At 52.1% G+C, this 25,556-nt stretch carries 24 protein-coding genes; 19 read left to right on the top strand and 5 right to left on the bottom strand.

Translation table 11 applies throughout. The features are described from left to right. Positions 1-222 precede the first annotated feature (222 nt). The 4 genes from dnaK to nhaR all read left to right on the top strand — a co-directional run bounded on the left by dnaK (position 223) and on the right by nhaR (position 5,803). Positions 223-2,130, top strand: coding sequence for a molecular chaperone DnaK (gene dnaK / locus KKH3_RS16900; protein ID WP_039361693.1), 1,908 nt, complete (start codon positions 223-225; stop codon positions 2,128-2,130). Positions 2,131-2,238: 108 nt separating this feature from the next. Beyond that, positions 2,239-3,375, top strand: coding sequence for a molecular chaperone DnaJ (gene dnaJ / locus KKH3_RS16895; protein ID WP_039361689.1), 1,137 nt, complete (start codon positions 2,239-2,241; stop codon positions 3,373-3,375). Between the two features lie 285 nt (positions 3,376-3,660). After that, positions 3,661-4,857 carry a Na+/H+ antiporter NhaA gene (gene nhaA / locus KKH3_RS16890; RefSeq protein ID WP_039361686.1) on the top strand — a complete coding sequence of 399 codons (1,197 nt, stop codon included), beginning with the start codon at positions 3,661-3,663 and terminating at the stop codon, positions 4,855-4,857. A gap of 31 nt (positions 4,858-4,888) precedes the next feature. Next, a complete protein-coding gene (nhaR, locus tag KKH3_RS16885; RefSeq protein WP_039361683.1) occupies positions 4,889-5,803 on the top strand; it encodes a transcriptional activator NhaR in 915 nt (304 codons plus the stop codon). A gap of 37 nt (positions 5,804-5,840) precedes the next feature. On the opposite strand, the gene rpsT is transcribed toward nhaR, so the two are convergent. Continuing rightward, on the bottom strand, positions 5,841-6,104 hold the full coding sequence (gene rpsT, locus KKH3_RS16880) for a 30S ribosomal protein S20 (RefSeq protein ID WP_010681770.1): 264 nt from the start codon (positions 6,102-6,104) through the stop codon (positions 5,841-5,843). 425 nt (positions 6,105-6,529) lie between these two features. On the opposite strand from rpsT, the gene ribF reads away from it, so the two are divergent. The 10 genes from ribF to KKH3_RS16830 all read left to right on the top strand — a co-directional run bounded on the left by ribF (position 6,530) and on the right by KKH3_RS16830 (position 19,544). Beyond that, positions 6,530-7,471 carry a bifunctional riboflavin kinase/FAD synthetase gene (ribF, locus tag KKH3_RS16875; RefSeq protein ID WP_039361680.1) on the top strand — a complete coding sequence of 314 codons (942 nt, stop codon included), beginning with the start codon at positions 6,530-6,532 and terminating at the stop codon, positions 7,469-7,471. A gap of 31 nt (positions 7,472-7,502) precedes the next feature. After that, a complete protein-coding gene (gene ileS, locus KKH3_RS16870; protein ID WP_039361678.1) occupies positions 7,503-10,316 on the top strand; it encodes an isoleucine--tRNA ligase in 2,814 nt (937 codons plus the stop codon). Next, complete coding sequence (lspA, locus tag KKH3_RS16865; RefSeq protein WP_139338641.1) at positions 10,313-10,828, top strand: signal peptidase II; 516 nt, start codon at positions 10,313-10,315, stop codon at positions 10,826-10,828. Before ileS ends, lspA begins: the two co-directional genes overlap by 4 nt. Beyond that, complete coding sequence (gene fkpB, locus KKH3_RS16860; RefSeq protein ID WP_039361673.1) at positions 10,828-11,301, top strand: FKBP-type peptidyl-prolyl cis-trans isomerase; 474 nt, start codon at positions 10,828-10,830, stop codon at positions 11,299-11,301. Before lspA ends, fkpB begins: the two co-directional genes overlap by 1 nt. Next, positions 11,282-12,232 carry a 4-hydroxy-3-methylbut-2-enyl diphosphate reductase gene (ispH, locus tag KKH3_RS16855; RefSeq protein WP_039361670.1) on the top strand — a complete coding sequence of 317 codons (951 nt, stop codon included), beginning with the start codon at positions 11,282-11,284 and terminating at the stop codon, positions 12,230-12,232. The genes fkpB and ispH overlap by 20 nt, the downstream gene beginning before the upstream one ends. A 342-nt stretch (positions 12,233-12,574) precedes the next feature. Further along, positions 12,575-13,396 carry a 4-hydroxy-tetrahydrodipicolinate reductase gene (gene dapB, locus KKH3_RS16850; RefSeq protein ID WP_039361669.1) on the top strand — a complete coding sequence of 274 codons (822 nt, stop codon included), beginning with the start codon at positions 12,575-12,577 and terminating at the stop codon, positions 13,394-13,396. A 445-nt stretch (positions 13,397-13,841) separates the two neighbouring features. Then, positions 13,842-14,990, top strand: a complete 1,149-nt coding sequence (gene carA, locus KKH3_RS16845; protein WP_039361666.1) for a glutamine-hydrolyzing carbamoyl-phosphate synthase small subunit — start codon at positions 13,842-13,844, stop codon at positions 14,988-14,990. Positions 14,991-15,004: 14 nt separating this feature from the next. Beyond that, entirely contained in the window at positions 15,005-18,229 is a 3,225-nt protein-coding gene (gene carB / locus KKH3_RS16840) for a carbamoyl-phosphate synthase large subunit (protein ID WP_039361663.1), read from the top strand. 159 nt (positions 18,230-18,388) lie between these two features. Next, positions 18,389-19,078 (top strand): helix-turn-helix transcriptional regulator, encoded by a 690-nt coding sequence (locus KKH3_RS16835; protein WP_039361661.1) that lies wholly within the window; start codon positions 18,389-18,391, stop codon positions 19,076-19,078. A gap of 97 nt (positions 19,079-19,175) precedes the next feature. Next, positions 19,176-19,544, top strand: a complete 369-nt coding sequence (locus KKH3_RS16830) for a VOC family protein (protein WP_039361658.1) — start codon at positions 19,176-19,178, stop codon at positions 19,542-19,544. Between the two features lie 100 nt (positions 19,545-19,644). Here KKH3_RS16830 and KKH3_RS16825 read toward each other — a convergent pair whose 3' ends face one another. Beyond that, a complete protein-coding gene (locus KKH3_RS16825) occupies positions 19,645-20,259 on the bottom strand; it encodes a LysE family translocator (RefSeq protein ID WP_039361656.1) in 615 nt (204 codons plus the stop codon). 221 nt (positions 20,260-20,480) lie between these two features. Here KKH3_RS16825 and KKH3_RS16820 point away from each other — a divergent pair, with 221 nt between their 5' ends. The 3 genes from KKH3_RS16820 (at position 20,481) to folA (ending at position 22,296) form a co-directional block, all read left to right on the top strand. Then, positions 20,481-21,254: a threonine/serine exporter family protein gene (locus tag KKH3_RS16820; RefSeq protein WP_139338643.1), complete on the top strand. Its 774-nt coding sequence runs from the start codon at positions 20,481-20,483 to the stop codon at positions 21,252-21,254. After that, complete coding sequence (locus tag KKH3_RS16815; protein WP_010681755.1) at positions 21,245-21,715, top strand: threonine/serine exporter; 471 nt, start codon at positions 21,245-21,247, stop codon at positions 21,713-21,715. The genes KKH3_RS16820 and KKH3_RS16815 overlap by 10 nt, the downstream gene beginning before the upstream one ends. Before the next feature lie 98 nt (positions 21,716-21,813). Further along, a complete protein-coding gene (gene folA / locus KKH3_RS16810) occupies positions 21,814-22,296 on the top strand; it encodes a type 3 dihydrofolate reductase (RefSeq protein ID WP_039361651.1) in 483 nt (160 codons plus the stop codon). 93 nt (positions 22,297-22,389) lie between these two features. On the opposite strand, the gene KKH3_RS16805 is transcribed toward folA, so the two are convergent. Continuing rightward, complete coding sequence (locus tag KKH3_RS16805; RefSeq protein ID WP_039361649.1) at positions 22,390-23,295, bottom strand: LysR substrate-binding domain-containing protein; 906 nt, start codon at positions 23,293-23,295, stop codon at positions 22,390-22,392. 111 nt (positions 23,296-23,406) lie between these two features. On the opposite strand from KKH3_RS16805, the gene KKH3_RS16800 reads away from it, so the two are divergent. Continuing rightward, positions 23,407-23,922, top strand: a complete 516-nt coding sequence (locus KKH3_RS16800; RefSeq protein WP_039361647.1) for a DMT family transporter — start codon at positions 23,407-23,409, stop codon at positions 23,920-23,922. A gap of 151 nt (positions 23,923-24,073) precedes the next feature. Next, positions 24,074-24,268 (top strand): hypothetical protein, encoded by a 195-nt coding sequence (locus KKH3_RS16795; protein ID WP_039361645.1) that lies wholly within the window; start codon positions 24,074-24,076, stop codon positions 24,266-24,268. Between the two features lie 40 nt (positions 24,269-24,308). On the opposite strand, the gene apaH is transcribed toward KKH3_RS16795, so the two are convergent. Together apaH and apaG are read right to left on the bottom strand one after the other, a co-directional pair. Then, on the bottom strand, positions 24,309-25,166 hold the full coding sequence (gene apaH / locus KKH3_RS16790; RefSeq protein WP_039361643.1) for a bis(5'-nucleosyl)-tetraphosphatase (symmetrical) ApaH: 858 nt from the start codon (positions 25,164-25,166) through the stop codon (positions 24,309-24,311). Between the two features lie 2 nt (positions 25,167-25,168). Continuing rightward, a complete protein-coding gene (gene apaG / locus KKH3_RS16785) occupies positions 25,169-25,546 on the bottom strand; it encodes a Co2+/Mg2+ efflux protein ApaG (protein ID WP_039361640.1) in 378 nt (125 codons plus the stop codon). Positions 25,547-25,556: the final 10 nt, after the last annotated feature.

Genomic DNA, 25,556 nt, shown 5'->3' with positions numbered 1-25,556 from the left:
ATGTTGGCCCCATCTTATTTCCAACCGAAACAGTTTGACCTGCCGCAAAGGCGTGTGTCGGGCCGTTACATCGGTGGTTAGCATGAAAATGAAACGTGTGCTGCTGATGAAAAACGAGGGTGTGTTGTTGGAAAACGAGAAATCTTGTTGAAAAACGACATTTCGCCCGCACAGTAGGTTTAACCACCATACCGAATATGACTTTTTAGTGGAGATGTTTAGATGGGTAAGATTATTGGTATCGACCTGGGTACAACCAACTCTTGTGTCGCGATTATTGACGGTACTCAGGTAAAAGTACTGGAAAATAGCGAAGGCGATCGCACCACGCCTTCAATCATTGCTTATACCCAAGACGGTGAAACTCTGGTTGGCCAACCGGCTAAACGTCAGGCAGTGACCAACCCGAAAAATACACTGTTTGCTATCAAGCGTCTGATTGGCCGTCGTTTCAAAGACGAAGAAGTTCAGCGCGATGCCAACATCATGCCGTACAAAATCATCGCGGCAGATAATGGCGATGCATGGCTGGAAGTGAAAGATCAGAAAATGGCTCCGCCGCAGATTTCAGCTGAAGTGCTGAAAAAAATGAAGAAAACGGCGGAAGACTATCTGGGTGAGACCATCACCGAAGCGGTTATCACCGTACCGGCTTACTTCAACGATGCGCAGCGTCAGGCAACGAAAGATGCTGGCCGTATCGCGGGTCTGGAAGTCAAACGTATCATCAACGAACCGACAGCGGCTGCGCTGGCGTACGGTCTGGATAAAGAAGTTGGCAACCGTACTATCGCGGTTTACGACCTGGGCGGCGGTACGTTCGATATTTCCATCATCGAAATCGACGAAGTTGATGGCGAGAAAACCTTCGAAGTGTTGGCAACCAACGGTGACACTCACCTGGGTGGTGAAGACTTCGATAGCCGCATGATCAACTATCTGGTTGACGAATTTAAGAAAGAGCAAGGTTTCGACCTGCGCAACGACCCGCTGGCAATGCAGCGTCTGAAAGAAGCCGCAGAAAAAGCCAAGATCGAGCTGTCTTCTGCTCAGCAGACCGACGTTAACCTGCCGTACATCACGGCGGATGCGACGGGTCCTAAGCACCTGAACATCAAAGTGACCCGTGCGAAACTGGAATCATTGGTAGAAGAGCTGGTCAACCGTTCTCTGGAGCCGCTGAAAGTGGCATTGCAGGATGCTGGCCTGTCCGTTTCTGAAATTCAGGACGTGATTCTGGTTGGTGGTCAGACGCGTATGCCTCTGGTACAGAAGAAAGTCGCTGACTTCTTCGGTAAAGAGCCACGTAAAGACGTGAACCCAGACGAAGCCGTTGCCATCGGTGCTGCGGTTCAGGGCGGTGTCTTGTCTGGTGACGTGAAAGACGTTCTGCTGCTGGACGTAACCCCATTGTCTCTGGGTATCGAAACCATGGGTGGCGTGATGACGGCGCTGATCGCTAAGAACACCACGATTCCGACGAAACACAGTCAGGTGTTCTCAACGGCGGAAGACAACCAGTCTGCGGTAACGATTCACGTTCTGCAGGGTGAGCGTAAACGTTCGCACGACAACAAATCCTTGGGTCAGTTTAACCTGGATGGTATTCAGCCTGCGCCGCGCGGTATGCCGCAGATCGAAGTGACTTTCGACATCGATGCTGACGGTATCCTGCACGTTTCCGCGAAAGACAAAAACAGCGGTCGCGAGCAGAAAATCACCATCAAGGCATCTTCTGGTCTGAACGAAGAAGAAATTCAGAAAATGGTACGCGACGCAGAAGCGAACGCAGAATCTGACCGTAAGTTTGAAGAACTGGTTCAGGCTCGTAATCAGGGCGATCACCTGCTGCACAGCACGCGTAAGCAGCTGGAAGAAGTGGGCGATAAACTGGCCGCTGATGATAAAACTGCCATTGACGACGCACTGAAAGCGCTGGAAAGCGCGCTGAAAGGCGAAGACAAAGCAGAAATCGAAGCAAAGATTCAGGCGCTGGTTCAGGTTTCCGGCAAGCTGCTGGAAGCGTCTCAGCCGCAGCCAGGTGCTGAAGGTGCCGCTGATGATGCCTCTGCGCGTCGTGATGACGATGTCGTTGATGCTGAATTTGAAGAAGTAAAAGATAAAAAGTAATCGCCCTTGAGCGGGCGCAGTAGCAGCCACAAGGCTATTGCTGGCAATCAGCACGGGCGTCGAGGAAACTCTGCGCCCGTGCACGCATGTTGAGGGGCAGGAAAATAAATGGCGAAGCAAGATTATTACGAAAGCCTGGGCGTTGCTAAAAACGCGGATGAGCGCGAAATAAAGAAAGCGTACAAGCGTCTGGCGATGAAGTACCACCCGGATCGTAATCAGGGTGATAGCGAGGCAGAAGCCAAGTTCAAAGAGATCAAAGAAGCCTACGAGATCCTTACCGACGCGCAAAAACGTGCAGCCTACGATCAGTATGGTCACGCGGCGTTTGAGCAAGGTGGTATGGGTGGAGGCGGCGGTGGCTTTGGCGGCGGCGGTGCTGATTTTGGTGATATTTTTGGCGACGTGTTCGGAGACATCTTTGGCGGTGGTCGCCGTCAGCGCGCGAGCCGCGGATCCGATTTACGCTACAACATGGAATTGACGCTGGAAGAAGCAGTACGTGGCGTCACCAAAGAGATCCGTATTCCTGCACTGGAAGAGTGTGATGTCTGCCATGGCAACGGTGCGAAGCCGGGTAGCTCCCCGATCACCTGTCCGACCTGTCATGGTAATGGTCAGGTTCAGATGCGTCAGGGCTTCTTTACCGTGCAGCAGGCGTGTCCGCACTGTCATGGACGCGGCAAGATCATTAAAGATCCGTGCGTCAAATGTCACGGTCATGGTCGCGTAGAGAAGAGCAAAACGCTGTCGGTGAAAATTCCGGCGGGCGTGGACACCGGCGACCGTATCCGTTTGTCTGGTGAAGGCGAAGCGGGCGAGCATGGTGCACCGTCAGGTGATCTGTATGTTCAGGTGCAGGTTAAAGCGCACCCGATCTTCCAGCGTGAAGAAAACAATCTGTACTGCGAAGTGCCGATCAACTTTGCGATGGCAGCACTAGGCGGTGAGATTGAAGTGCCGACGCTGGATGGCCGCGTGAAGCTGAAAGTGCCTGCTGAAACGCAAACCGGGAAACTGTTCCGTATGCGTGGCAAAGGCGTGAAATCGGTACGCGGCGGTGCGCAGGGCGATCTGCTGTGCCGTGTAGTGGTAGAAACGCCGGTTAACCTGAACGAACGTCAAAGGCAACTGCTGCAAGAGCTTGATGAGAGCTTCGGTGGCCCGTCTGGCGAGAGAAATAGCCCACGCTCGAAAAACTTTTTCGATGGTGTGAAGAAATTTTTCGATGATTTGACCCGTTAATGGTGTGTCGTTAACGCGTGATAAGAAACCGGTGGGGTAAACCTGCCGGTTTTTTTATGATGGATAGCCTTGCCATCACCTTGCGGCCGTTGCTGCACAACGTTGAAAAACACGCCCGACGTTTTTTATTCTTATTCTCTAGCTAGCCTCAATTCGATAGATCGTTTTTTACGACTATTAAGCCAGTTTTAATCTGCTTTTAACGAGTGGTTAGGTCACGTAATCTTGCCAGTAAGAAAGCGAGCGTACGGTATTGGCGTTCGTACCTGATGGGAGATTAAGTCAATGATAACAATGATTCGTCGCTTTATTCGATTGGATGCCGCTGCTGGTGTGATGCTAATGATGGCAACGGTTTTGGCGATCGCGTTTGCTAATTGGTCTGTGACTGCTGCTGGCTATCAACAATTCCTGATGATGCCGGTGGAAATGCGGTTTGGCGCACTGGAAATTAATAAGAATCTGCTGCTGTGGATTAATGATGGCTTGATGGCGGTTTTCTTCCTGCTGATTGGTCTGGAAGTGAAACGTGAGCTAGTCGAAGGCACGTTAGCCAGCCGCCAGCAGGCGATGCTGCCACTGGCGGCCGCGGTAGGGGGGATGATTTTTCCTGCCTTGCTCTTTCTACTTTTCAATGCGAATGATGAAGTAACGCGCGCGGGTTGGGCGATTCCTGCTGCGACAGATATCGCGTTCGCTATTGGGGTGCTGACGTTATTGGGCAAACGCGTTCCCGCCGGACTGAAAGTCTTCCTGCTGGCGCTGGCGATCATTGACGATCTGGGGGCGATCCTGATTATTGCTCTGTTTTATACGCAGCAGATCTTCTGGCCTGCGTTGAGTGGTGCGGTGCTGGCGATTGCGGCGCTAGCCTATATGAACAGGCAGCAGGTTGGTAAAACGTCCGCCTATTTGTTGGTGGGGATCGTCTTGTGGGTTTGTATTCTGAAATGCGGCGTTCATGCGACGCTAGCTGGGGTGATCGTCGGCTTCTTTGTTCCTTTACGTACGTCCAGCGGGGAATCTTCTCCGGCAACCACGTTGGAACATGGCTTACAAACGTGGGTCGCGTTTCTGATTATTCCACTGTTTGCCTTCGCTAACGCAGGCATTATGCTTCAGGGGATTGTGCTGGAAAAACTGTTTTCCCCTTTGAGCCTTGGTATCGCCGCCGGGTTGCTGATCGGTAAACCGCTGGGCATTACCTTGTTCAGTTGGCTAACCATCCGGTTAGGCTACGCGCGTCTGCCCGTTGGCGTACGCTTTAACCAGATCATGGCGGTGTCAGTGCTGTGCGGTATCGGCTTTACCATGTCGATATTCATTACGCTGCTGGCATTCTCCGGCGGTGATGCAGAGTTGATTACCTATGCCAAGCTGGGAATCTTACTGGCATCAGGGCTAGCGGCGCTGCTTGGCTATCTGGCACTACGCGGGGTGTTGCCTACGCTGGACAAGGCACTTCAGCCGTGTAAGGGTTGATGCTATGCCAGAGGCGTGAAGAGGGGGCGGTGTGTCTCATTTGAATTTTAATCATCTCTATTATTTCTGGCAGGTTTATAAGTCGGGTTCCGTTGCGGGTGCGGCAGAGACGCTGTTCTTAACGCCGCAGACCATTACCGGACAAATCAAATGCCTGGAAGAGCGTCTGCAAGGCAAGCTCTTCAAGCGCAAGGGACGAGGGCTGGAACCGACGGAGCTCGGTCAACTGGTTTTTCGCTATGCGGATAGCATGTTCCAGCTTAGCCAGGAAATGTTGGATATTGTGAACTACCGCAAAGAATCGAACCTATTATTCGATGTCGGTGTGGCAGATGCGCTGTCCAAGCGGCTAGTGAGCAGGGTGCTCGAAACGGTCGTGACGGAACAGGAGCATATTCATTTGCGCTGTTTTGAGTCGACGCACGAAATGCTGCTGGAGCAGTTGAGCCAGCATAAGCTGGATATGATTCTGTCGGATTGCCCGGTGGATTCAACGCAGCAGGAAGGGCTGTTTTCAATCAAGCTAGGTGAATGTGGTGTGAGCTTTTATTGTAAACGCCCACAGCCTGAGCAGCCTTTCCCGGCCTGTCTTGAACAGCGTAAGCTGCTGATTCCCGGACGGCGAACCATGCTGGGACGGAAATTGCTGAACTGGTTTACGGCGCAGAATATTCAGACGACTATTTTGGGCGAATTTGATGATGCGGCGCTGATGACGGCGTTCGGTATTAATAACGACGCCATTTTCGTGGCTCCCTCGTTGTATGCCAACGAAATCTACCAGCAGGGCGATATCGTCGAGATCGGCAGGATCGAGAACATTCAGGACGAGTATTATGTGATTTTTGCGGCCAGAATGATCCAGCATCCGGCGGTGCAGCGAGTCTGTAACGCGGATTTTTCAGCGCTCTTTTGTGATACCACAGACACAAAAAAACCGGCCTAGGCCGGTTTTTTCTTAGCAACAACACGCAGATGCGTGATTATTGCATGGCGTTGATGCGCGCAACCAGATTGGATTTATGACGTGCAGCTTTGTTCTTGTGGATCAGGCCTTTACCAGCCTGGCGATCCACGATCGGTTGCATGTCATTAAATGCTTTCTGTGCCGCTTCTTTATCGCCAGTAGCGATCGCCGCGTATACTTTCTTGATGAAAGTACGCATCATTGAGCGACGGCTTGCGTTATGCTTACGGCGCTTCTCAGATTGTACGGCGCGTTTCTTAGCTGATTTGATATTAGCCAAGGTCCAACTCCCAAATATATTCAATCGAGGACAATTCAAAGGCCGTGGAATATGCTCGTTTAGCCTTCGTTTGTCAATGGATTTGTGCAAATAAGCGTCGTTTGTACGTCGACACTTGTTACGTTGTGATGGCGCAGGATTTTAGCAGCTTCACGCGGTGGAATACAGCTTTTCGCATCATAAATTCATCCTGAATTTGATAAAACCCTGTCTGCCATCGGTAAAGTCGGATTGCATGTGCTGTCCACCGTCTGGATATTCTGCATCCAGGCGTCATCCATCGACGATTCAGCTAAAAAACGCGCAAATACTGGCACGATTTACAAGGTGGCTGCAAAAGGCGCGAATCGCGGGTTAACCTTACTCGCTGTACAAGGTATAATCCGCCGATTTCCATAATATTAACCCTTTGTTCTGAGCCAGCCATGCAGCTAATTCGCGGTATACACAATCTTCGGGCACACCATTACGGCTGTGTGCTCACTATTGGTAATTTTGACGGCGTGCACCTCGGACACCAAATGCTGCTCGAACGACTGAAGCAGGAAGGTCGCGCGCGTGGGCTGCCGGTGATGGTTATGATTTTTGAACCACAGCCGCTGGAGCTCTTCGCTGCGGAAAAAGCGCCCGCCCGTCTGACGCGTCTGCGTGACAAGGTGAAGTATCTGGCGCAGGCCGGCGTGGACTATCTGCTGTGCGTTAGATTCGATGCGTATTTTGCCGCCAACGATGCTGAGACATTCGTTTCTTCCCTGCTGGTGAAAAAATTGGGCGCGAAGTTTCTGGTGGTAGGGGATGACTTCCGCTTCGGGGCTGGTCGTCAGGGAGATTTCCTGTTATTACAGAAGGCTGGGCGTGAATCGGGATTTGATGTCATCAGTACCGATTCGTTTTGTAATAGCGGCAAACGGGTGAGCAGCACTGCCGTACGTGAAGCGCTCAGCCGTGATGAGCTTGAGCTGGCGGAAAGCCTGCTGGGTCATCCTTACAGCATTTCCGGGCGCGTGGAACATGGCAAAGAATTGGGGCGGACCATTGGGTTCCCTACCGCCAACCTGCCGCTGAAACGTCAGGTTTCCCCAGTTAGCGGTGTATATGCCGTCAGCGTTTATGGGTTGGGGCAAGAACCGCTACCAGGCGTTGCCAATATTGGTACGCGTCCGACCGTAAATGGTGACAAACGCCAGCAACTTGAAGTGCATTTGCTGGACGTGACGATGAACCTTTATGGCCGTCACATTGAAGTCGTACTGCGTAAAAAGATCCGTAATGAACAGCGTTTTGCTTCGCTCGATGCGTTAAAACAGCAAATCGCCGATGATGTGGTGACCGCCCGGACGTTCTTCGGGTTAAAGACACCGGTTTAATTTTTCTAGCCGAAACGAAATCGAGAATCTAATGAGTGACTATAAGACTACCCTGAACTTGCCGGAAACAGGGTTCCCGATGCGTGGCGATCTGGCCAAGCGCGAACCTGACATGCTGAAACGTTGGTATGAGCAGGATCTGTACGGGATTATTCGCAATGCGAAGAAGGGAAAGAAAACCTTCATCCTGCATGATGGCCCTCCGTACGCGAACGGCAGCATTCACATTGGTCACTCAGTTAACAAGATTCTGAAAGATATTATCGTTAAATCGAAAGGTCTGTCTGGCTACGATTCCCCGTATGTGCCGGGCTGGGACTGCCACGGCCTGCCGATTGAATTGAAAGTAGAACAACTGATCGGTAAGCCGGGCGAGAAAGTCAGCGCCGCAGAATTCCGCGCTGAGTGCCGTAAATATGCGGCAGAGCAGGTTGCGGGTCAGAAAGCCGACTTTATTCGTCTCGGTGTCCTGGGCGACTGGGATCGTCCTTATCTGACGATGGATTTCAACACCGAAGCGAACATCATCCGTGCGCTGGGTCGTATCATTGAAAACGGTCACCTGCACAAGGGCGCGAAGCCGGTTCACTGGTGTGCCGACTGTGGTTCCGCGCTGGCGGAAGCGGAAGTTGAGTATTACGACAAAACGTCTCCATCCATTGATGTCGCGTTTAACGCTAGCGATGTGGCTGCGGTATTAGCCAAATTTGGCGTGAGTAGCGTAGATGGCCCAGTCTCGCTGGTGATCTGGACGACGACGCCGTGGACGCTGCCAGCAAACCGTGCGATCTCGCTGAATGCGGAATTTGATTATCAGCTGGTGCAGATTGACGGTCAGGCGCTGATTCTGGCGGCCGATCTGGTTGAAAGCGTGATGAAGCGCGCAGGTGTGACCCAGTGGATTGTGCTGGGCGACTGTAAGGGCGCGGATCTTGAGCTACTGCGCTTCAAACATCCGTTCCTGGGCTTCGATGTACCGGCCATTTTGGGCGACCACGTGACGCTGGATGCGGGTACGGGGGCAGTGCATACCGCTGGTGGCCACGGTCCTGAAGACTACGTGATCAGCCAGAAGTACAATTTGGAAATCGCCAATCCGGTTGGGCCGAACGGCTGTTACCTGAGCGGAACCTATCCTGAACTGGATGGCAAATTCGTTTTCAAAGCCAACGATCTGATCGTTGAAATTCTGCGCGAAAAAGGCAGGTTGCTGCACGTAGAGAAGTTGCAGCACAGCTACCCATGCTGCTGGCGCCATAAGTCGCCGATCATTTTCCGTGCGACGCCACAATGGTTTGTCAGCATGGATCAGAAAGGCCTGCGTAAGCAGTCGCTGTCTGAAATCAAAGGCGTGCAGTGGATCCCTGATTGGGGTCAGGCGCGTATCGAAGCGATGGTCGCCAACCGCCCTGACTGGTGTATCTCCCGTCAGCGTACCTGGGGCGTGCCGATGTCGCTGTTTGTTCATAAAGAGACAGAAGAGCTGCATCCACGTACCGCTGAGCTGATTGAAGCGGTAGCAAAACGCGTTGAAGCCGACGGTATTCAGGCATGGTGGGATCTCGATCCGGCCGACGTGCTGGGCGCAGACGCTGACAATTACGTCAAAGTGCCAGACACGCTGGACGTGTGGTTCGATTCTGGCTCAACGCACGCGTCTGTCGTGGATGTACGCCCTGAATTCGGCGGTCATGCGGCGGATATGTATCTGGAAGGTTCCGACCAGCATCGTGGCTGGTTCATGTCTTCCCTGATGATCTCCACCGCGATCAAAGGCAAAGCGCCTTACCGTCAGGTACTGACTCACGGTTTCACCGTTGATGGTCAGGGCCGCAAGATGTCCAAGTCGATCGGGAATACCGTCAGTCCGCAGGATGTGATGAACAAACTCGGTGCTGACATTCTGCGTCTGTGGATCGGTTCAACGGATTACTCCGGTGAAATCGCGGTATCCGATGAGATCCTGAAGCGTTCTGCTGATGCCTACCGCCGTATTCGTAACACCGCGCGCTTCCTGCTGGCGAACCTGAACGGGTTTGATCCACAGAAAGATAGTGTGAAACCAGAAGACATGGTTGTGCTGGATCGCTGGGCAGTCGGCTGTGCGAAAGCCGCGCAGGAAGAGATCCTCGAAGCGTATGAAAGCTATGATTTCCACCGTGTCGTACAGCGTCTGATGCAGTTCTGCTCGATCGAGATGGGTTCGTTCTATCTGGATATCATTAAAGATCGTCAGTACACGGCAAAAAGCGACAGCGTTGCACGCCGTAGCTGCCAGACTGCGCTATATCATATCTCAGAAGCGCTGGTGCGTTGGATGGCACCGATTATGTCCTTCACTGCGGATGAGATCTGGAACTATCTGCCGGGCGAGCGTGCGCAGTACGTCTTTACCGAAGAGTGGTATGACGGTCTGTTCGCGTTGGATAGCGCAGAAACCATGAACGATGCGTTCTGGGCGGATGTCCTGAAAGTGCGCAGCGAAGTGAACAAAGTCATCGAGCAGGCGCGTAATGACAAACGCATCGGTGGATCGCTGGAAGCTTCTGTCACGCTGTACGCCGATGCCAATCTGGCAGGCAAGTTGAACCAGCTGCGTCAGGAACTGCATTTCGCGCTGTTGACGTCAAAAGCGCAGGTGGAACGTTATGAAAATGCGCCGGATAGCGCGCAGGCAACGGAACTCACCGGACTGAAAATTGCCTTAAGTGAGGCAGAAGGGCATAAGTGTCCACGCTGCTGGCATTACGAGACGGATATCGGTAGCAATGCCGAGCATCCTGAAGTGTGTGGTCGCTGTGCGACTAACGTGGGCGGTAACGGCGAAGAGCGTAAATTTGTCTGATGAATAAAATCTGTTCGAGTGGACTGCGCTGGCTCTGGCTGGCGATACTGGTTTTAGTTGTCGATCTTGGCAGCAAACAGTGGATCCTTGCCCACTTTGCGCTGGGGGATACGGTGCCAGTGATGCCTTCTCTGAATCTGCATTACGCCCGTAACTACGGCGCAGCATTCAGTTTTCTGGCGGATAAAGGCGGCTGGCAACGCTGGTTCTTTGCTGGCATCGCGGTTGCTATCGTAATTGCACTGCTGGTAATGATGTACCGTGGCAGCGTCAAACAGCGGCTCAATAACATTGCGTATTCGCTGATTATCGGTGGCGCATTGGGCAATCTGTTCGATCGGACATGGCACGGATTTGTTGTTGATTTCATCGACTTCTATGTCGGTGACTGGCACTTCGCCACCTTTAACCTTGCCGATACCGCTATCTGTATTGGTGCGGCGCTCATCGTACTGGAAGGGTTTTTCAGTACGCATGATGATACTGATACCGTTAAGCAAAAGGGTCACTGATGTCCGAGAGTGTTCAGCATAACAGCGCACTGCTGGTGCATTTTATCCTGACGCTGGAGGATGGCTCTGCGGCCGAATCCACGCGTGAGCGCGGCAAGCCAGCGCTGTTTCGCCTTGGCGATGGCAGCCTGTCTGACGCGCTGGAACAACATCTGTTGGGATTGCAGCGTGGTGATAAACGCAAGTTTACGCTGCCGCCAGAGTCGGCCTTTGGGCCGACCAATCCGAACCTGATCCAGTTCTTCCTGCGCCGTGATTTCGCTCAGACTGGTGTGCCGGATGTTGGCACCATCATGCTCTTCAGCGGCGTTGCCGGAAATGATATGCCGGGGATTATTCGCGATGTGACTGAAGAGTCGGTCACCGTGGATTTCAACCATCCTTTATCCGGTCAGGCGATAACCTTCGATCTTGAAGTGCTGGATATCGATCCCGTACAACAGGAGGTGACACATGCAGATCCTGTTGGCTAATCCGCGCGGCTTTTGCGCCGGTGTGGATCGAGCGATCAGCATTGTGGAACGTGCGCTAGAGCTCTTTGGTACGCCGATCTATGTCCGTCATGAAGTAGTACATAATCGCTATGTGGTTAACGGATTACGCGAGCGTGGTGCGATTTTTATTGAGCAGATTGAAGACGTGCCGGATGGTGCGATTCTGATTTTCTCAGCACATGGCGTTTCACAAGCGGTACGTAATGAAGCAAAAAACCGCGATCTGACGGTATTCGATGCGACCTGTCCGCTAGTGACCAAGGTGCATATGGAAGTGGCCAGAGCCAGTAAGAAAGGCGTAGAAGCGATTCTTATCGGGCATGCCGGACACCCTGAAGTTGAAGGAACGATGGGGCAGTACAGCAATGCGGAGGGTGGCATGTATCTGGTGGAGTCCCCAGAGGATGTCTGGCAGCTACAGGTAAAAGACGAAAGCAATCTGTGCTTTATGACGCAAACCACGCTTTCTGTTGATGATACTTACGCGGTGATTGATGCCTTGCGCGAGCGTTTTCCGCAGATTGTTGGTCCGCGTAAAGATGACATCTGCTATGCAACGACCAATCGTCAGGAAGCCGTTCGCCATTTATCAGATAAGGCGGATGTGGTTTTTGTCGTAGGCTCTAAAAACTCCTCAAACTCCAACCGACTTGCAGAATTAGCGCAAAGAGCGGGGAAAGCGGCTTATCTGATTGATGCTGCTGAGGATATCCAGGAGTCATGGTTAGCGAGCGCTTCACATGTTGGGGTGACCGCAGGCGCATCAGCACCGGATATTCTGGTACAACAGGTGATTCAGCGCCTGAAAGAATTGGGCGGCAAGGTTGCTGTTGAAATGCAGGGACGTGAAGAAAACATCGTCTTTGAAGTGCCCAAAGAGCTGCGTGTTGACGTCAAACAGATAGATTAATGCTGTTTCTGCGGTAGGGCTTCTTGGCTCTACCGCCTTTATTCCTTTCCGTTCTGTTCTCTCCCTATATTCATTCATGAAAATGTTAATGCATAAAAATGAATTTTTATGCGTTATACCATATGGTTTAATTTTGACCGCTTCTGCTTATCTCCAAATACGTTGCGGTTTTTCATCGCGCTGATGTGCCATTTTGCTGTCTGTGGTGAGACAGTTTTGCTGATTTTCTGCGGCATCAAACAGTATTTTCTAATCTGGCGGTAAATCCGCTGGCGATAGTGCGCATCGCCCGTTAACCTGATGTCATTTTTATGTCGTCAGGATCAAAAAGAGAGAGACATTATGAAGGATTCATCCATCCGTATTGCGGTTGTAGGCGCGGGCGGCCGTATGGGACGCCAGCTGATTCAGGCTATCGAGCAAATGGACGGTGTGGTATTGGGCGCGGCGCTGGAGCGTTCTGGTTCGTCTCTGATAGGAAGCGATGCCGGTGAACTCGCCGGGTTGGGGAAAAGCGGCATTACCGTGAATGAAAGCCTGGATGCCGTGCAGAATGATTTCGATATTTTAATCGACTTCACTCGCCCAGAAGGCACATTAGCGCATCTGGCATTTTGCCGTCAGCACCGTAAAGGCATGATTATTGGGACAACCGGCTTTGATGACGCAGGAAAGGCGGCGATTAAGCAGGCTGCCCAGGATATCGGGATTGTGTTTGCGGCTAACTTCAGCGTTGGCGTCAATGTCATGCTGAAGCTGCTGGAAAAAGCTGCCAAGGTCATGGGCGATTATACGGATATCGAAATCATTGAAGCCCACCACCGCCACAAAGTGGATGCGCCATCGGGCACCGCGCTGGCGATGGGCGAAGCTATCGCCGATGCGCTGGGACGCGATCTGAAGTCCTGCGCCGTGTACGCGCGTGAAGGCCATACGGGTGAACGCGATCCGAAAAGCATTGGTTTTGCTACCGTGCGAGCGGGCGATATTGTCGGTGAACATACGGCGATGTTTGCTGATATTGGCGAGCGCGTTGAGATTACCCACAAGGCATCCAGCCGTATGACATTTGCCAATGGTGCAGTAAGAGCCGCAATTTGGATTAGTTCGAAAGAAAGTGGTCTTTTTGATATGAGAGATGTGCTTTCTCTGGATTATTTGTAGAGTTTTTGTTTTTTATAAAAATACTATATGGCTGAAAAAGGTGGATATTTTTTCATTCACCTTTATTTTTATCTTGTTGGTTTCTATTTTCTATTAGAATTGGTTTTTATTCTTATTTTATCCTGTTTTTTAGTGGTGATTTACCCTCCTTACTCCCAAAATACCCTTTGCTGGTGATTTGTTACTCTTATTTTAGCAATGTTGTCTCGCAACCGTTTACTTATCTCAGTTGATAGGGTTTTTTACGGCAGTGGGCAGCGATTTATTTCGGAAAGCATAAAAATAAGAGAAAAAAAGCAGTTTGAGTAGACAATCAGGAAGACCATCATTAAAATGCGCCCAATTTGCCAAAAATTGGCCTTACAGGTAGTTTTTGCATTGATTTAGTGGCTCGAATCTGAATTAATATGCAAATAACGTGATTGTTTATTCCTTGGAGGGTGTTTTGATTAAGTCAGCGCTATTGGTTCTGGAAGACGGAACCCAATTCCACGGTCGGGCCATTGGGGCAGAAGGGTCGGCAGTGGGGGAAGTGGTCTTCAATACGTCGATGACCGGTTATCAAGAAATCCTTACTGATCCTTCCTATTCCCGCCAGATTGTCACTCTCACTTATCCCCATATCGGTAATGTCGGCGCTAATGCCAACGATGAAGAATCCCCCTCTGTACAGGCTCAAGGTCTGGTTATTCGCGATTTACCTCTGATTGCCAGCAACTACCGTAGTGAAGAAAGCCTGTCTGAATACCTCAAACGCAACAACATCGTTGCTATTGCCGACATCGATACCCGTAAACTGACCCGTCTGCTGCGTGAAAAAGGTGCACAGAATGGCTGCATCATTGCGGGTGATGCGCCGGATGCTGCCGTCGCACTGGAGAAAGCGAAAGCCTTCCCAGGGCTGAAAGGGATGGACTTGGCAAAAGAAGTGACGACGACAGAGCGCTACAGCTGGTTACAGGGAAGCTGGACGCTGGAAGGCGAATTGCCTGCGGCGAAAAATGAAAGCGAACTGCCTTACCACGTTGTGGCTTATGACTATGGTGTGAAACGCAATATTCTGCGCATGCTGGTGGATCGCGGCTGTCGTCTGACAGTTGTGCCAGCACAGACACCTGCTGAAGACGTACTGAAGCTGAATCCAGACGGTATTTTCCTCTCTAACGGCCCGGGCGACCCGGAACCGTGCGACTACGCGATTCGTGCGATTAAAACCTTCCTGGAAACAGATATTCCGGTATTCGGTATCTGTCTCGGTCACCAGCTGCTGGCACTGGCGAGCGGTGCCAAGACTATCAAAATGAAGCTAGGTCACCACGGTGGCAACCATCCGGTAAAAGATTTGGATAACAACTGTGTGATGATCACCGCGCAGAACCACGGCTTTGCGGTGGATGAAGATAACCTGCCTGACACCCTGCGCGTCACGCACAAATCCTTGTTTGACCATACGGTTCAGGGGATTCACCGCACGGATAAGCCTGCATTCAGCTTCCAGGGACACCCAGAAGCAAGCCCTGGCCCGCATGATGCCGCGCCGCTGTTCGACCACTTTATTGATTTGATTCAGACTTACCGTTCTTCAGCTAAATAATCAGGAGCGAGAAAATGCCAAAACGTACAGATATTAAAAGCATCCTGATTCTGGGCGCCGGCCCGATTGTTATCGGCCAGGCGTGTGAGTTTGACTACTCTGGTGCACAGGCGTGTAAAGCGCTGCGTGAAGAGGGTTACCGCGTTATTCTGGTGAACTCCAACCCGGCAACCATCATGACCGACCCGGAAATGGCAGATGCGACTTACATTGAGCCAATTCACTGGGAAGTGGTACGCAAAATTATTGAAAAAGAGCGCCCAGACGCGGTGCTGCCAACGATGGGCGGCCAGACTGCGCTGAACTGTGCGCTGGAACTGGAACGTCAGGGCGTGCTGGCCGAATTCGGCGTCACCATGATTGGTGCAACGGCGGATGCGATTGATAAAGCAGAAGATCGCCGCCGCTTCGACGTGGCAATGAAGAAGATCGGTCTGGATACCGCGCGTTCCGGTATTGCACACAATATGGAAGAAGCGCTGGCCGTGGCGGCTGACGTCGGCTTCCCGTGCATTATCCGTCCTTCCTTTACGATGGGGGGCACCGGTGGTGGTATCGCCTACAACCGTGAAGAGTTTGAAGAGATCTGCGAACGCGGTCTGGATCTTTCTCCAACCAAAGAGCTGTTGATCGATGAATCGCTGATCGGTTGGAAAGAGTATGAGATGGAAGTGGTACGTGATAAGAACGACAACTGCATCATCGTCTGCTCAATCGAAAACTTCGATGCCATGGGGATCCACACGGGAGACTCCATCACCGTTGCGCCAGCACAAACGCTGACGGATAAAGAATATCAAATCATGCGTAACGCCTCGATGGCGGTACTGCGTGAAATCGGTGTAGAAACCGGCGGTTCCAACGTTCAGTTCTCAGTGAACCCGAAAACGGGTCGCCTGATTGTTATCGAAATGAACCCACGCGTATCACGCTCTTCCGCGCTGGCGTCTAAAGCGACAGGCTTCCCGATTGCGAAAATCGCCGCCAAGCTGGCGGTGGGCTATACGCTCGATGAGCTGATGAATGACATCACCGGTGGTCGTACACCGGCGTCCTTCGAGCCAGCCATCGACTACGTTGTGACCAAGATCCCTCGTTTCAACTTCGAGAAATTCGCCGGTGCCAACGACCGTCTGACCACGCAGATGAAATCGGTGGGCGAAGTGATGGCAATTGGCCGTACGCAGCAGGAATCCTTGCAGAAAGCGTTGCGCGGTCTGGAAGTGGGCGCAACGGGCTTTGATCCGAAAGTGGATCTGGACGACCCAGAAGCGCTGACCAAAATCCGCCGTGAGCTGAAAGATGCGGGTGCCGAGCGTATCTGGTACATCGCCGATGCCTTCCGTGCGGGGATGTCTGTCGATGGCGTGTTTAACCTGACCAACGTCGATCGCTGGTTCCTGGTGCAGATTGAAGAGCTGGTGCGCCTGGAAGAGCAGGTCGCTGAAAAAGGTGCCTCCGCGCTGGATGCCGAATTCCTGCGCACGCTGAAACGTAAAGGCTTTGCCGATGCGCGTCTGGCGAAACTGGCTGGTGTGGCGGAAAGCGAAATTCGCAAACTGCGTGATAAGTTCGACCTTCATCCAGTCTATAAGCGTGTTGATACCTGTGCGGCAGAATTCGCGACCGATACTGCTTACATGTATTCCACGTATGAAGAAGAGTGCGAAGCCAATCCGACTCAGGATCGTGACAAAATCATGGTACTGGGCGGTGGGCCGAACCGTATTGGTCAAGGGATCGAATTTGACTACTGCTGCGTCCACGCTTCACTGGCGCTGCGTGAAGATGGTTATGAAACCATCATGGTTAACTGCAACCCAGAAACCGTTTCAACAGACTACGATACGTCAGACCGTCTGTACTTCGAGCCGGTAACCTTTGAAGATGTACTGGAAATTGTCCGTATCGAGAAGCCAAAAGGCGTCATCGTACAGTACGGTGGTCAGACGCCGCTGAAACTGGCGCGTGCGCTGGAAGCGGCGGGTGTGCCGGTTATCGGCACCAGCCCAGATGCGATTGACCGTGCAGAAGACCGTGAGCGTTTCCAACAGGCCGTTAATCGTCTGGGTCTGAAGCAGCCGGCTAACGCCACAGTTGCAACGATTGAGCAAGCGGTAGAAAAAGCGCGTGGCATCGGTTACCCGCTGGTTGTCCGTCCTTCTTATGTTCTGGGCGGCCGCGCGATGGAAATCGTGTACGACGAAATTGACCTGCGTCGCTACTTCCAAAATGCCGTTAGCGTATCTAACGATGCGCCGGTGCTGTTAGACCGCTTCCTTGACGATGCCATCGAAGTCGATGTTGATGCGATTTGTGACGGTGAGCGTGTGCTGATTGGCGGCATTATGGAGCACATCGAGCAGGCTGGGGTTCACTCCGGTGACTCGGCTTGTTCACTGCCAGCTTACACGCTGAGTAAAGAGATTCAGGATGTAATGCGTCAGCAGGTTGAAAAACTGGCGTTTGAACTCTGTGTTCGCGGCCTGATGAACGTGCAGTTCGCGGTGAAAGATAACGAAGTTTATCTGATTGAAGTGAACCCGCGTGCGGCGCGTACTGTACCGTTTGTCTCGAAAGCGACTGGCGTACCGCTGGCGAAAGTCGCAGCGCGCGTGATGGCAGGCAAAACGCTGGCTGAGCAGGGCGTCACGAAAGAAATTATCCCGCCGTACTACTCCGTAAAAGAAGTGGTGCTACCGTTCAACAAATTCCCTGGCGTTGACCCGATTCTGGGGCCAGAAATGCGTTCGACCGGTGAAGTGATGGGCGTTGGCCGCACGTTTGCTGAAGCGTTTGCTAAAGCGATGCTGGGCAGTAACTCACACATGAAGAAAACCGGACGTGCGCTGTTGTCTGTACGTGAGGGTGATAAAGGTCGGGTGGTCGATCTGGCTGCCAAGCTGTTGAAGCACGGTTTTGAGCTGGATGCGACGCACGGCACGGCGATTGAACTGGGTGAAGCCGGTATTAATCCGCGTTTGGTGAACAAGGTGCATGAAGGTCGTCCGCACATTCAGGACCGCATCAAGAATGGTGAGTACACCTATATCGTCAACACCACCGCAGGACGTCAGGCGATTGAAGACTCCAAGCTGATTCGCCGTAGCGCGCTGCAATACAAGGTGCACTACGACACCACGTTGAACGGTGGTTTCGCGACCGCGATGTCATTGACGGCAGATCCGACCGATAAGGTCACGTCTGTACAGGAAATGCATGCGATGATTAAAGGCTGATTAACCGACTTCGGTTGGCAGTAAGCTGATGATAAAAGCCAGCGTTGGCAACAGCGCTGGCTTTTTGTCTTTTTACTTCGCCTGAAATCCTCTTTTCAACCACTATGCTTTCAGACCAATATTGAAGAGACTTCCCACGTCTTAAGCCAAGGTAAGTTCATGTCCAGAACGCAACGTTTGCTCGATCTTTTACAGATCTTACGCCATCACCGTTTTCCCGTAACGGGAGCATATCTTGCGGAAAAATTAGGGGTGAGCCAAAGAACCCTCTATCGTGATATTGCCACGTTACAATCGCAGGGCGCGCATATTGAGGGGGAGGCGGGTTTAGGATATGTCTTGCGGCCAGGATTTATGTTACCCCCGCTGATGTTTTCAGAAGAGGAAATTGAAGCATTAGTATTGGGCTCGCGCTGGGTGGCAAGAAGAACTGACGAACGTTTAGGGGGCGCTGCCCGCAATGCGTTGATGAAAATTGCGGCGGTATTACCACCAGACTTGCGTGACTCACTTGATTCTTCAGGGCTATTAATTGGCAAGGCAGAATTTACTCCCCCTGTTGTCATCGATTTATCAGTCCTACGCCATGCTATTCGCGCTGAGCGCCGTACGGAGATCGCATATTGCGATCTTCAGGGCGATGAGTCTCTCCGCATTATCTGGCCATTCGCATTAGGATTTTTCGATCAAACGCATGTGATTGCCGCCTGGTGTGAGCTTCGCCAACAGTTTCGTCATTTCAGGGCTGAACGTATCCGTAACATAACGGTTTTGGAGCAGCCTTATCCCCGCCGTCGTCAGCAGTTATTAAAAGAGTGGCATGAAAAAGAAGACATTCCTCAGCAGTAATGACTACTGACAAAAATTGACAGCAGTGCGTACTACGATGCATTCAGGCAAGCAGAAGCCTTCTGCTTATTACTCACCTGATTACAGGGAATTCCTGATGAACGCACCAAATCTTATTATTTTATATGTGGAAGATGCCGTTACGAGTGAGCGTTTCTATCGTGAACTGTTTGATTTTAAACCTATTGAAAAATCGGAAAACTTTGCCATGTTCGCCTTTGACTCCGGGTTGTTACTGGGGTTGTGGTCTAAACATGAAGTCAAACCGGTGACCCAACTGGCGGGCGGTGGTAGCGAATTAGCCATTCGTGTCGAGAGCGAGGCTGCACTGAACGCGATGTATGAAAGCTGGAAGGAACGGGGTATTACCCTGATTCAGGACATCACCCAGATGGATTTCGGTTTAACGTTTGTGGCGATCGATCCCGATCAACATCGGATACGGGTTTATTATGCCAGCTACTAAGCTCGCTTTGGAATAAACACAAAGACACCTTCCCAGTGAAAGCTAGGAAGGTGTTCATATCATGCACTCATCGCTTTAGGCTAACCAATACGTTGTAAGCCTAACCTAGCGCGACTTTGATACCCAACGCGATCAACACCGTGCCCAGCAGCTTATCCACCAGTTTCTGCGCTTTAGCCAACCCACGTCGTACCGGCTCGCTTTGGAAAAGCAGCACCAGCAGCGGCCACCAGACGACAGAGAGCAGCCAGATGATCGTGGCATACCACAGCTTTTCGCCGATACCGGAGTGAATATTCAGCACCTGTGTAAACATCGCCAGAAAGAACAGTGTGGCTTTCGGGTTAAGCAGATTGCAGAGATAACCTTGCAGGAACGCTTTTTTCAGGCTGATGTTTTGTTGCCCCTGATGTGAAACGTCCATCTTGCTGCCGCCACGTGATAATAATGCTTGAATACCGATCCAGATCAGATAGGCGGCGCCCGCATATTTCAGTACATTAAACAGCCAAGGCGTGGTGGTGATGACGACGGCTAAGCCAGCGACGCAGTATGCCATGTGCGTTGCCACGCCGCAGATGACGCCAAACGCGGTCATCAGCGCGGCAACGCGCGAGTAGCGTGTGGCGTTCTTGATGACGAGAAAAAAGTCAGGGCCGGGGGAGAGCATCCCCAGCGTGGCGATAGTGGCGACAAACAGCGATGTTTCTAACATGGTCATTCCAGACAGTGAAAAGAGTAAGAGCGGTTAAAATGATAGCGCCAGAATAATGAATTCGCATCACACTTATTGGTTATTCGGCGGCAATATGTTAACAATTACCCTTTCATTTTTTGTGGTTAATTTCAGGGGCGGGTTGAGATAACAACATGGTCAGTGAATGTGAGAGCCGTGAACCTTTAAGTAGTGAAAAACCATCAAGCAGCGCGAAACCGATGGGGGAAGCGCCGCAGCAGCGGGAAATAACCCGACTGTGTATCCAGTGCGCGCTGCTGCTGTTACAGCATGGTGCAGAGAGTATGGTGGTAGAACAGCTATCGTCACGGCTGGGTATAGCGCTCGGTGCTGATAGCGTTGAGAGTTCAATCTCGGCAAATTCAATTGTCCTGACTACCATCATGCAGGGGCATTGCCTGACGTCGACGCGGAAGAATGTGGACCGCGGCATTAATATGCACGTCGTCATTGAAGTTCAGCATGCGGTCATCATGGCCGAGCATAAACTGCTGGATGTGGCGGGCGTAGAAAAGCGTCTGGGAAATATCAAACCGCTGCGCTATCCGCGTTGGCTGATGGTGTCCGTTGTGGCGCTGTCCTGCGGTTGCTTCAGCCGTTTGAACGGCGGTGGGTGGGATGCGTTTATCGTCACGCTGATTGCCAGCGGCCTGGCGATGTATGTCCGACAGGTCTTTACGGCACGACATCTGAATCCGTTGATCAACTTCTGTATTACGGCGTTTGTGGCGACGTCGGCATCCGGGCTGCTGATGCGTTTACCTGCTTTTTCTCAAACCTCGACGGTCGCGATGGCGGCCAGTGTGCTGCTGCTGGTTCCCGGCTTTCCGTTGATTAATGCCGTGGCAGATATGTTTAAAGGGCATGTAAATACCGGTTTGGCACGCTGGACGGTCGCGAGTTTACTGACGCTGGCAACCTGTATTGGCGTTGTGATGGCGATGTCGCTGTGGGGGTTACGCGGATGGGCTTAAGTTTACTGTGGGCACTGTTGCAGGATATGGTGCTGGCGGCGGTTCCTGCGTTGGGGTTTGCGATGGTCTTCAATGTGCCGCTGAAAGTGCTGCCTTACTGCGCGCTGCTAGGCGGCGTCGGGCATGGGGTACGGTTTCTGGCGATACATTTCGGCATGAATATCGAATGGGCGTCGTTTCTGGCGGCGATCCTGATCGGCATCATCGGTATTCGTTGGTCACGCTGGCTGCTGGCGCATCCGAAAGTTTTCACCGTCGCGGCCGTAATCCCGATGTTTCCCGGTATTTCTGCCTACACGGCGATGATTTCGGTGGTGGAAATTTCGCATCTTGGCTACAGCGAAGCGCTGATGAGCGTCATGATAACCAATTTCCTGAAGGCCAGCTTTATCGTCGGTGCGCTCTCTATCGGCCTGTCTTTACCGGGGATCTGGCTCTACCGCAAACGGCCGGGAGTATAAAACTCTTATATTACGTTTCGGTCTTGTATCTATATCGACGAGCGAAAGGGCTTTCCGTATAGTGTCAGCAATTTTCTGACCTACAGGGTTTTTTCACCATGGTTATTAGTTTGATTGCTGCACTGGCAGTGGATCGCGTGATTGGTATGGAAAACGCGATGCCGTGGCATTTGCCAGCCGATCTGGCATGGTTTAAGCGTAATACGCTTAATAAGCCGATTATTATGGGGCGTAATACTTTCCGTTCTATTGGTCAGCCGCTGCCCGGCCGACTGAACATTGTCGTCAGCAATCATCCCGGTGATGACGATCGTGTGACCTGGGTCTCTTCGCTGGATGCTGCGCTGGCGGCGGCGGGCGAGGTTGAGGAAGTGATGGTGATTGGTGGCGGCAGCATCTATCAGCAAACTCTTGCGCAGGCTAACCGCCTCTATCTGACGCACATTGATGCCGAAGTGGAAGGCGACACGCATTTCCCTGACTATGAGCCGGATGAATGGCAGTCTGTTTTCAGCGAGTTCCATGATGCTGACGAGCGTAACTCACACAGTTACTGCTTCGAAATTCTGGAACGTCGCTAAGCGCGCTTTCCTGCGATAACATTCTGTCGGTAATACGATGAAAGCTAAACCCGCCTTGTTGCGGGTTTTTTCTTTTCTGTCCTGTCCCGATGGTTACTTCCCCGTCTGACAGCTTTCACAAATGGCTTTTCTCAGCCAGCGATGAGCAGGATCGCTCTCGCGTCGCGTATGCCATACTTGCTGGAATGCAAAGTCGGATATCGTGAACGGAGGCGGAAAAATGTGCAAATCTGGCGTGGTGATACGTGCCATGCTACGCCGTGCGGCGGTCAAAATCAGGTCAGTGCCGGCAATGAGATTGATGGCGGCATGCCAGTGGGGCAGGGTCAGCACGACATTGCGCGATTGACCGGTTGCAGCCAGTGCGCTGTCCACTTCATTGGCTGAATCAGGATGCATTGTGACCAGAATATGTGGCCGTTCCAGCCATGCCTCAAATGACAGCGTACCGTTTTCCGGCAGCGTGGCACGGTCTGCCAGACAGGCGAACTGTTCTTCAAACAGACGCTCGGCGTGTACTTCAGGCGGACGTTCAGGAAATACACCGAGGCCTAAGTCGATTTCTCCATCCATCAATTGTGCCAGCATCATTTCACGGCCAGCATGGCTGACGGCCAGCGAAATGCCGGGTGCCTGTGTGCGTAAATGCCGCATGAGCGTTGGCAAGACGGCATTCGTACCGTAATCGGAGAGCGCTAACCGGAAATGCCGCGTGCTATGGCGCGGATCGAACTGTGGTGCCTGGATAAGCTCGTTCAGCTGATCAAGCGCCTGTTCCAGCGGACTGAGTAGCACCTGAGCGCGGGTCGTTAGCGTCAGGCCTGCCTCACGCCGAACTAACAGCGGATCGTTAAAAATCTGGCGTAGCTGTGATAGTGAATGGCTGACCGCAGGCTGGCTGCGGTGCAGGCGCAGTGCTGCTCGTGTGACGTGTTTTTCCGTCAACAGTGCGTGAAGCGTTAACAGCAGATTCATATCGATACGACGCAAATCATCCATTCAATGAATACCTTCCGTATAAATTACGAATTTCCATCAGTCTAATGGATGTATAAGTATTGGAACATCTCAATCATGTTGCGAACGTTATATTGTTAACCAGGGGGATCCATGTCGTCGTTCTCTTCTTTTTCTCTCTCATTGCTGCTGCCGCTGGGTATTGCGGTGCTTGCAGGAAGTATTGTGCCTTTTCAGGCTGCCAGTAATGCGGCGCTGGGGCGTTCGTTAGGTCACCCGCTTTGGGCAACGCTGGTCTCTCTGCTGGTCAGTATCTGTGTGCTGTTACCGATCCTATTTGCCGCTCGGATACCGGCACCGGCAATGGGGTCTGCTTTGCAAGGATCGTGGTGGATCTGGCTGGGTGGGGTGGCGGGGGTCGCTTATATCACCGCCGCGTTATTGCTGACGCCAAAGCTTGGTGCTTCAGGTTTTATTGTCTGCGTGATTGCGGGTCAGGTTGTGGCATCACTGATTATCGATCATTTTGGTTTGATGGGATTGGCGGTGAAGCCTGCGACGTTGGGGCGAATAGCAGGAGTCGCGTTAATTGTCCTTGGGATGCTGGTGGTGCAATGCTCTGCGGTTTCGCCACCGCTGACAAAACCCGCCGTTGAAAGCAATCAGTAACCACAGTGAGGGGCTATCTCTCGATTTCGTCGCGCGAATGGTCACATTTCCGTCATCTGCCACCGCTAGTATAAAAAAACGAGTCGCGGCTTGCGTCGTTAAATTGAGATGTCGTTAAGCCGCTGTGTTTACTAGGTAGGAGACAGTACGCATGGTGAATAGAAGCAGCAATCTGAATACTGACCGTTTAAGCGATCCACGCCGCCGTGAATTACCGTCAGGCGGCGTAGAAGCCGTTGGTCTGGCTGGGTTTCTTGGTGGTGGCATCTGGTCAATTCCCACCGAGGCGTTGGCCGTGCCCTCATCCAAAAAGGTTCAGTCTGGGACGATCTTCCCCTTTCTATGACGCTGGCACGGCTGGCGCTAGAGTGAATACTTTCGAGCCTTTACTCACCCGATAAGGGCGCGATATCACCAGATAATTCAGTCTGTGATGAGAGTGACGGTTGCGTAAAATAGCGCTTATCGTCCCAACGCAGCATCGTCAGTTCGCCCCCCCAACAGCACCCGGTATCCAGCGCGTAAATGTTTTCTGGCGTGCCTTTCCCTTCCAGCGATGCCCAGTGGCCGAATGCAATAGCGTATTCCCCGGCAACCTGGCTTGGCAGCTCAAACCACGGTTTTAGCAGAGAAGGTGCCTGACTCGGCGGCTCTTTGCAGAGCATATCCAACTGCCCGCCAGAGAAGCAGTAGCGCATGCGGGTAAAGACGTTGGTGCTAAAGCGTAGACGAGCCAGACCGCTAAGCTCTGGACTCCAGTGGTTCGGCATATCGCCATACATGGCATCGAGGAAAAGTGGGTAGCTATCGCTGCTCAGGATCGATTCGACTTCGCGGGCGCACATAAGTGCCGTCGGGAGATCCCACTGCGGCGTGATGCCCGCGTGCGCCATCACCAGCTTTAGATCGTCATCAACCTGCAAGATCGGCTGGCGGCGTAACCAGTTGATGAGCTCGTCTGCATCGGGAGCGGTGAGGAGTTCATTGAGCCGATCTTTCGGCTTATTGCGGCTGATGCCAGCATAAACCGCCAGCAGGTGCAGATCGTGGTTGCCAAGCACCATGCGGACAGAAGATCCCAGGGAGCGAACAAAGCGCAAAACATGAAGTGAATCCGCCCCACGTGCGACTAAATCGCCCGTTAACCAGAGTGTGTCTTGCTCAGGATTAAAGGAAACTTGCGCCAATAGCGCGTTGAGCTCAACTAAACAACCGTGAACATCGCCAACTAAATAGGTAGACATAATTAATGTATCAGTGAAGGAATTGCCAGACGGAAAACGGGGATTGAAACCTGAAACGCTTTACCCTGATGGTCAAGCATATGGTAGTGGCCTTCCATCGTGCCGAGAGGCGTTTCTATGACGGCACCGCTGGTATATTGGAATTCGCTACCGGGCTGGATAATCGGCTGTTCGCCGACGACGCCTTCACCCTGAACTTCAGTCTGGCGACCGTTACCGTTGGTGATCAGCCAATACCGTCCCAAAAGCTGGACTTCATGACGCCCCAGATTGCGAACCGTAATCGTGTAAGCAAACACGAAACGCTCTTCATCAGGCTCCGATTGTGATTCCACGTAGAAGCTCTGAACCTGTACACAAACACGGGGCGCATTAATCATGATGAACTCC

Source organism: Pectobacterium actinidiae (genome assembly GCF_000803315.1).
GTDB lineage: Bacteria > Pseudomonadota > Gammaproteobacteria > Enterobacterales > Enterobacteriaceae > Pectobacterium > Pectobacterium actinidiae.
Note: the sequence above shows the minus strand (reverse complement) of the source record. Positions and strands in the feature narration are given on the sequence as shown.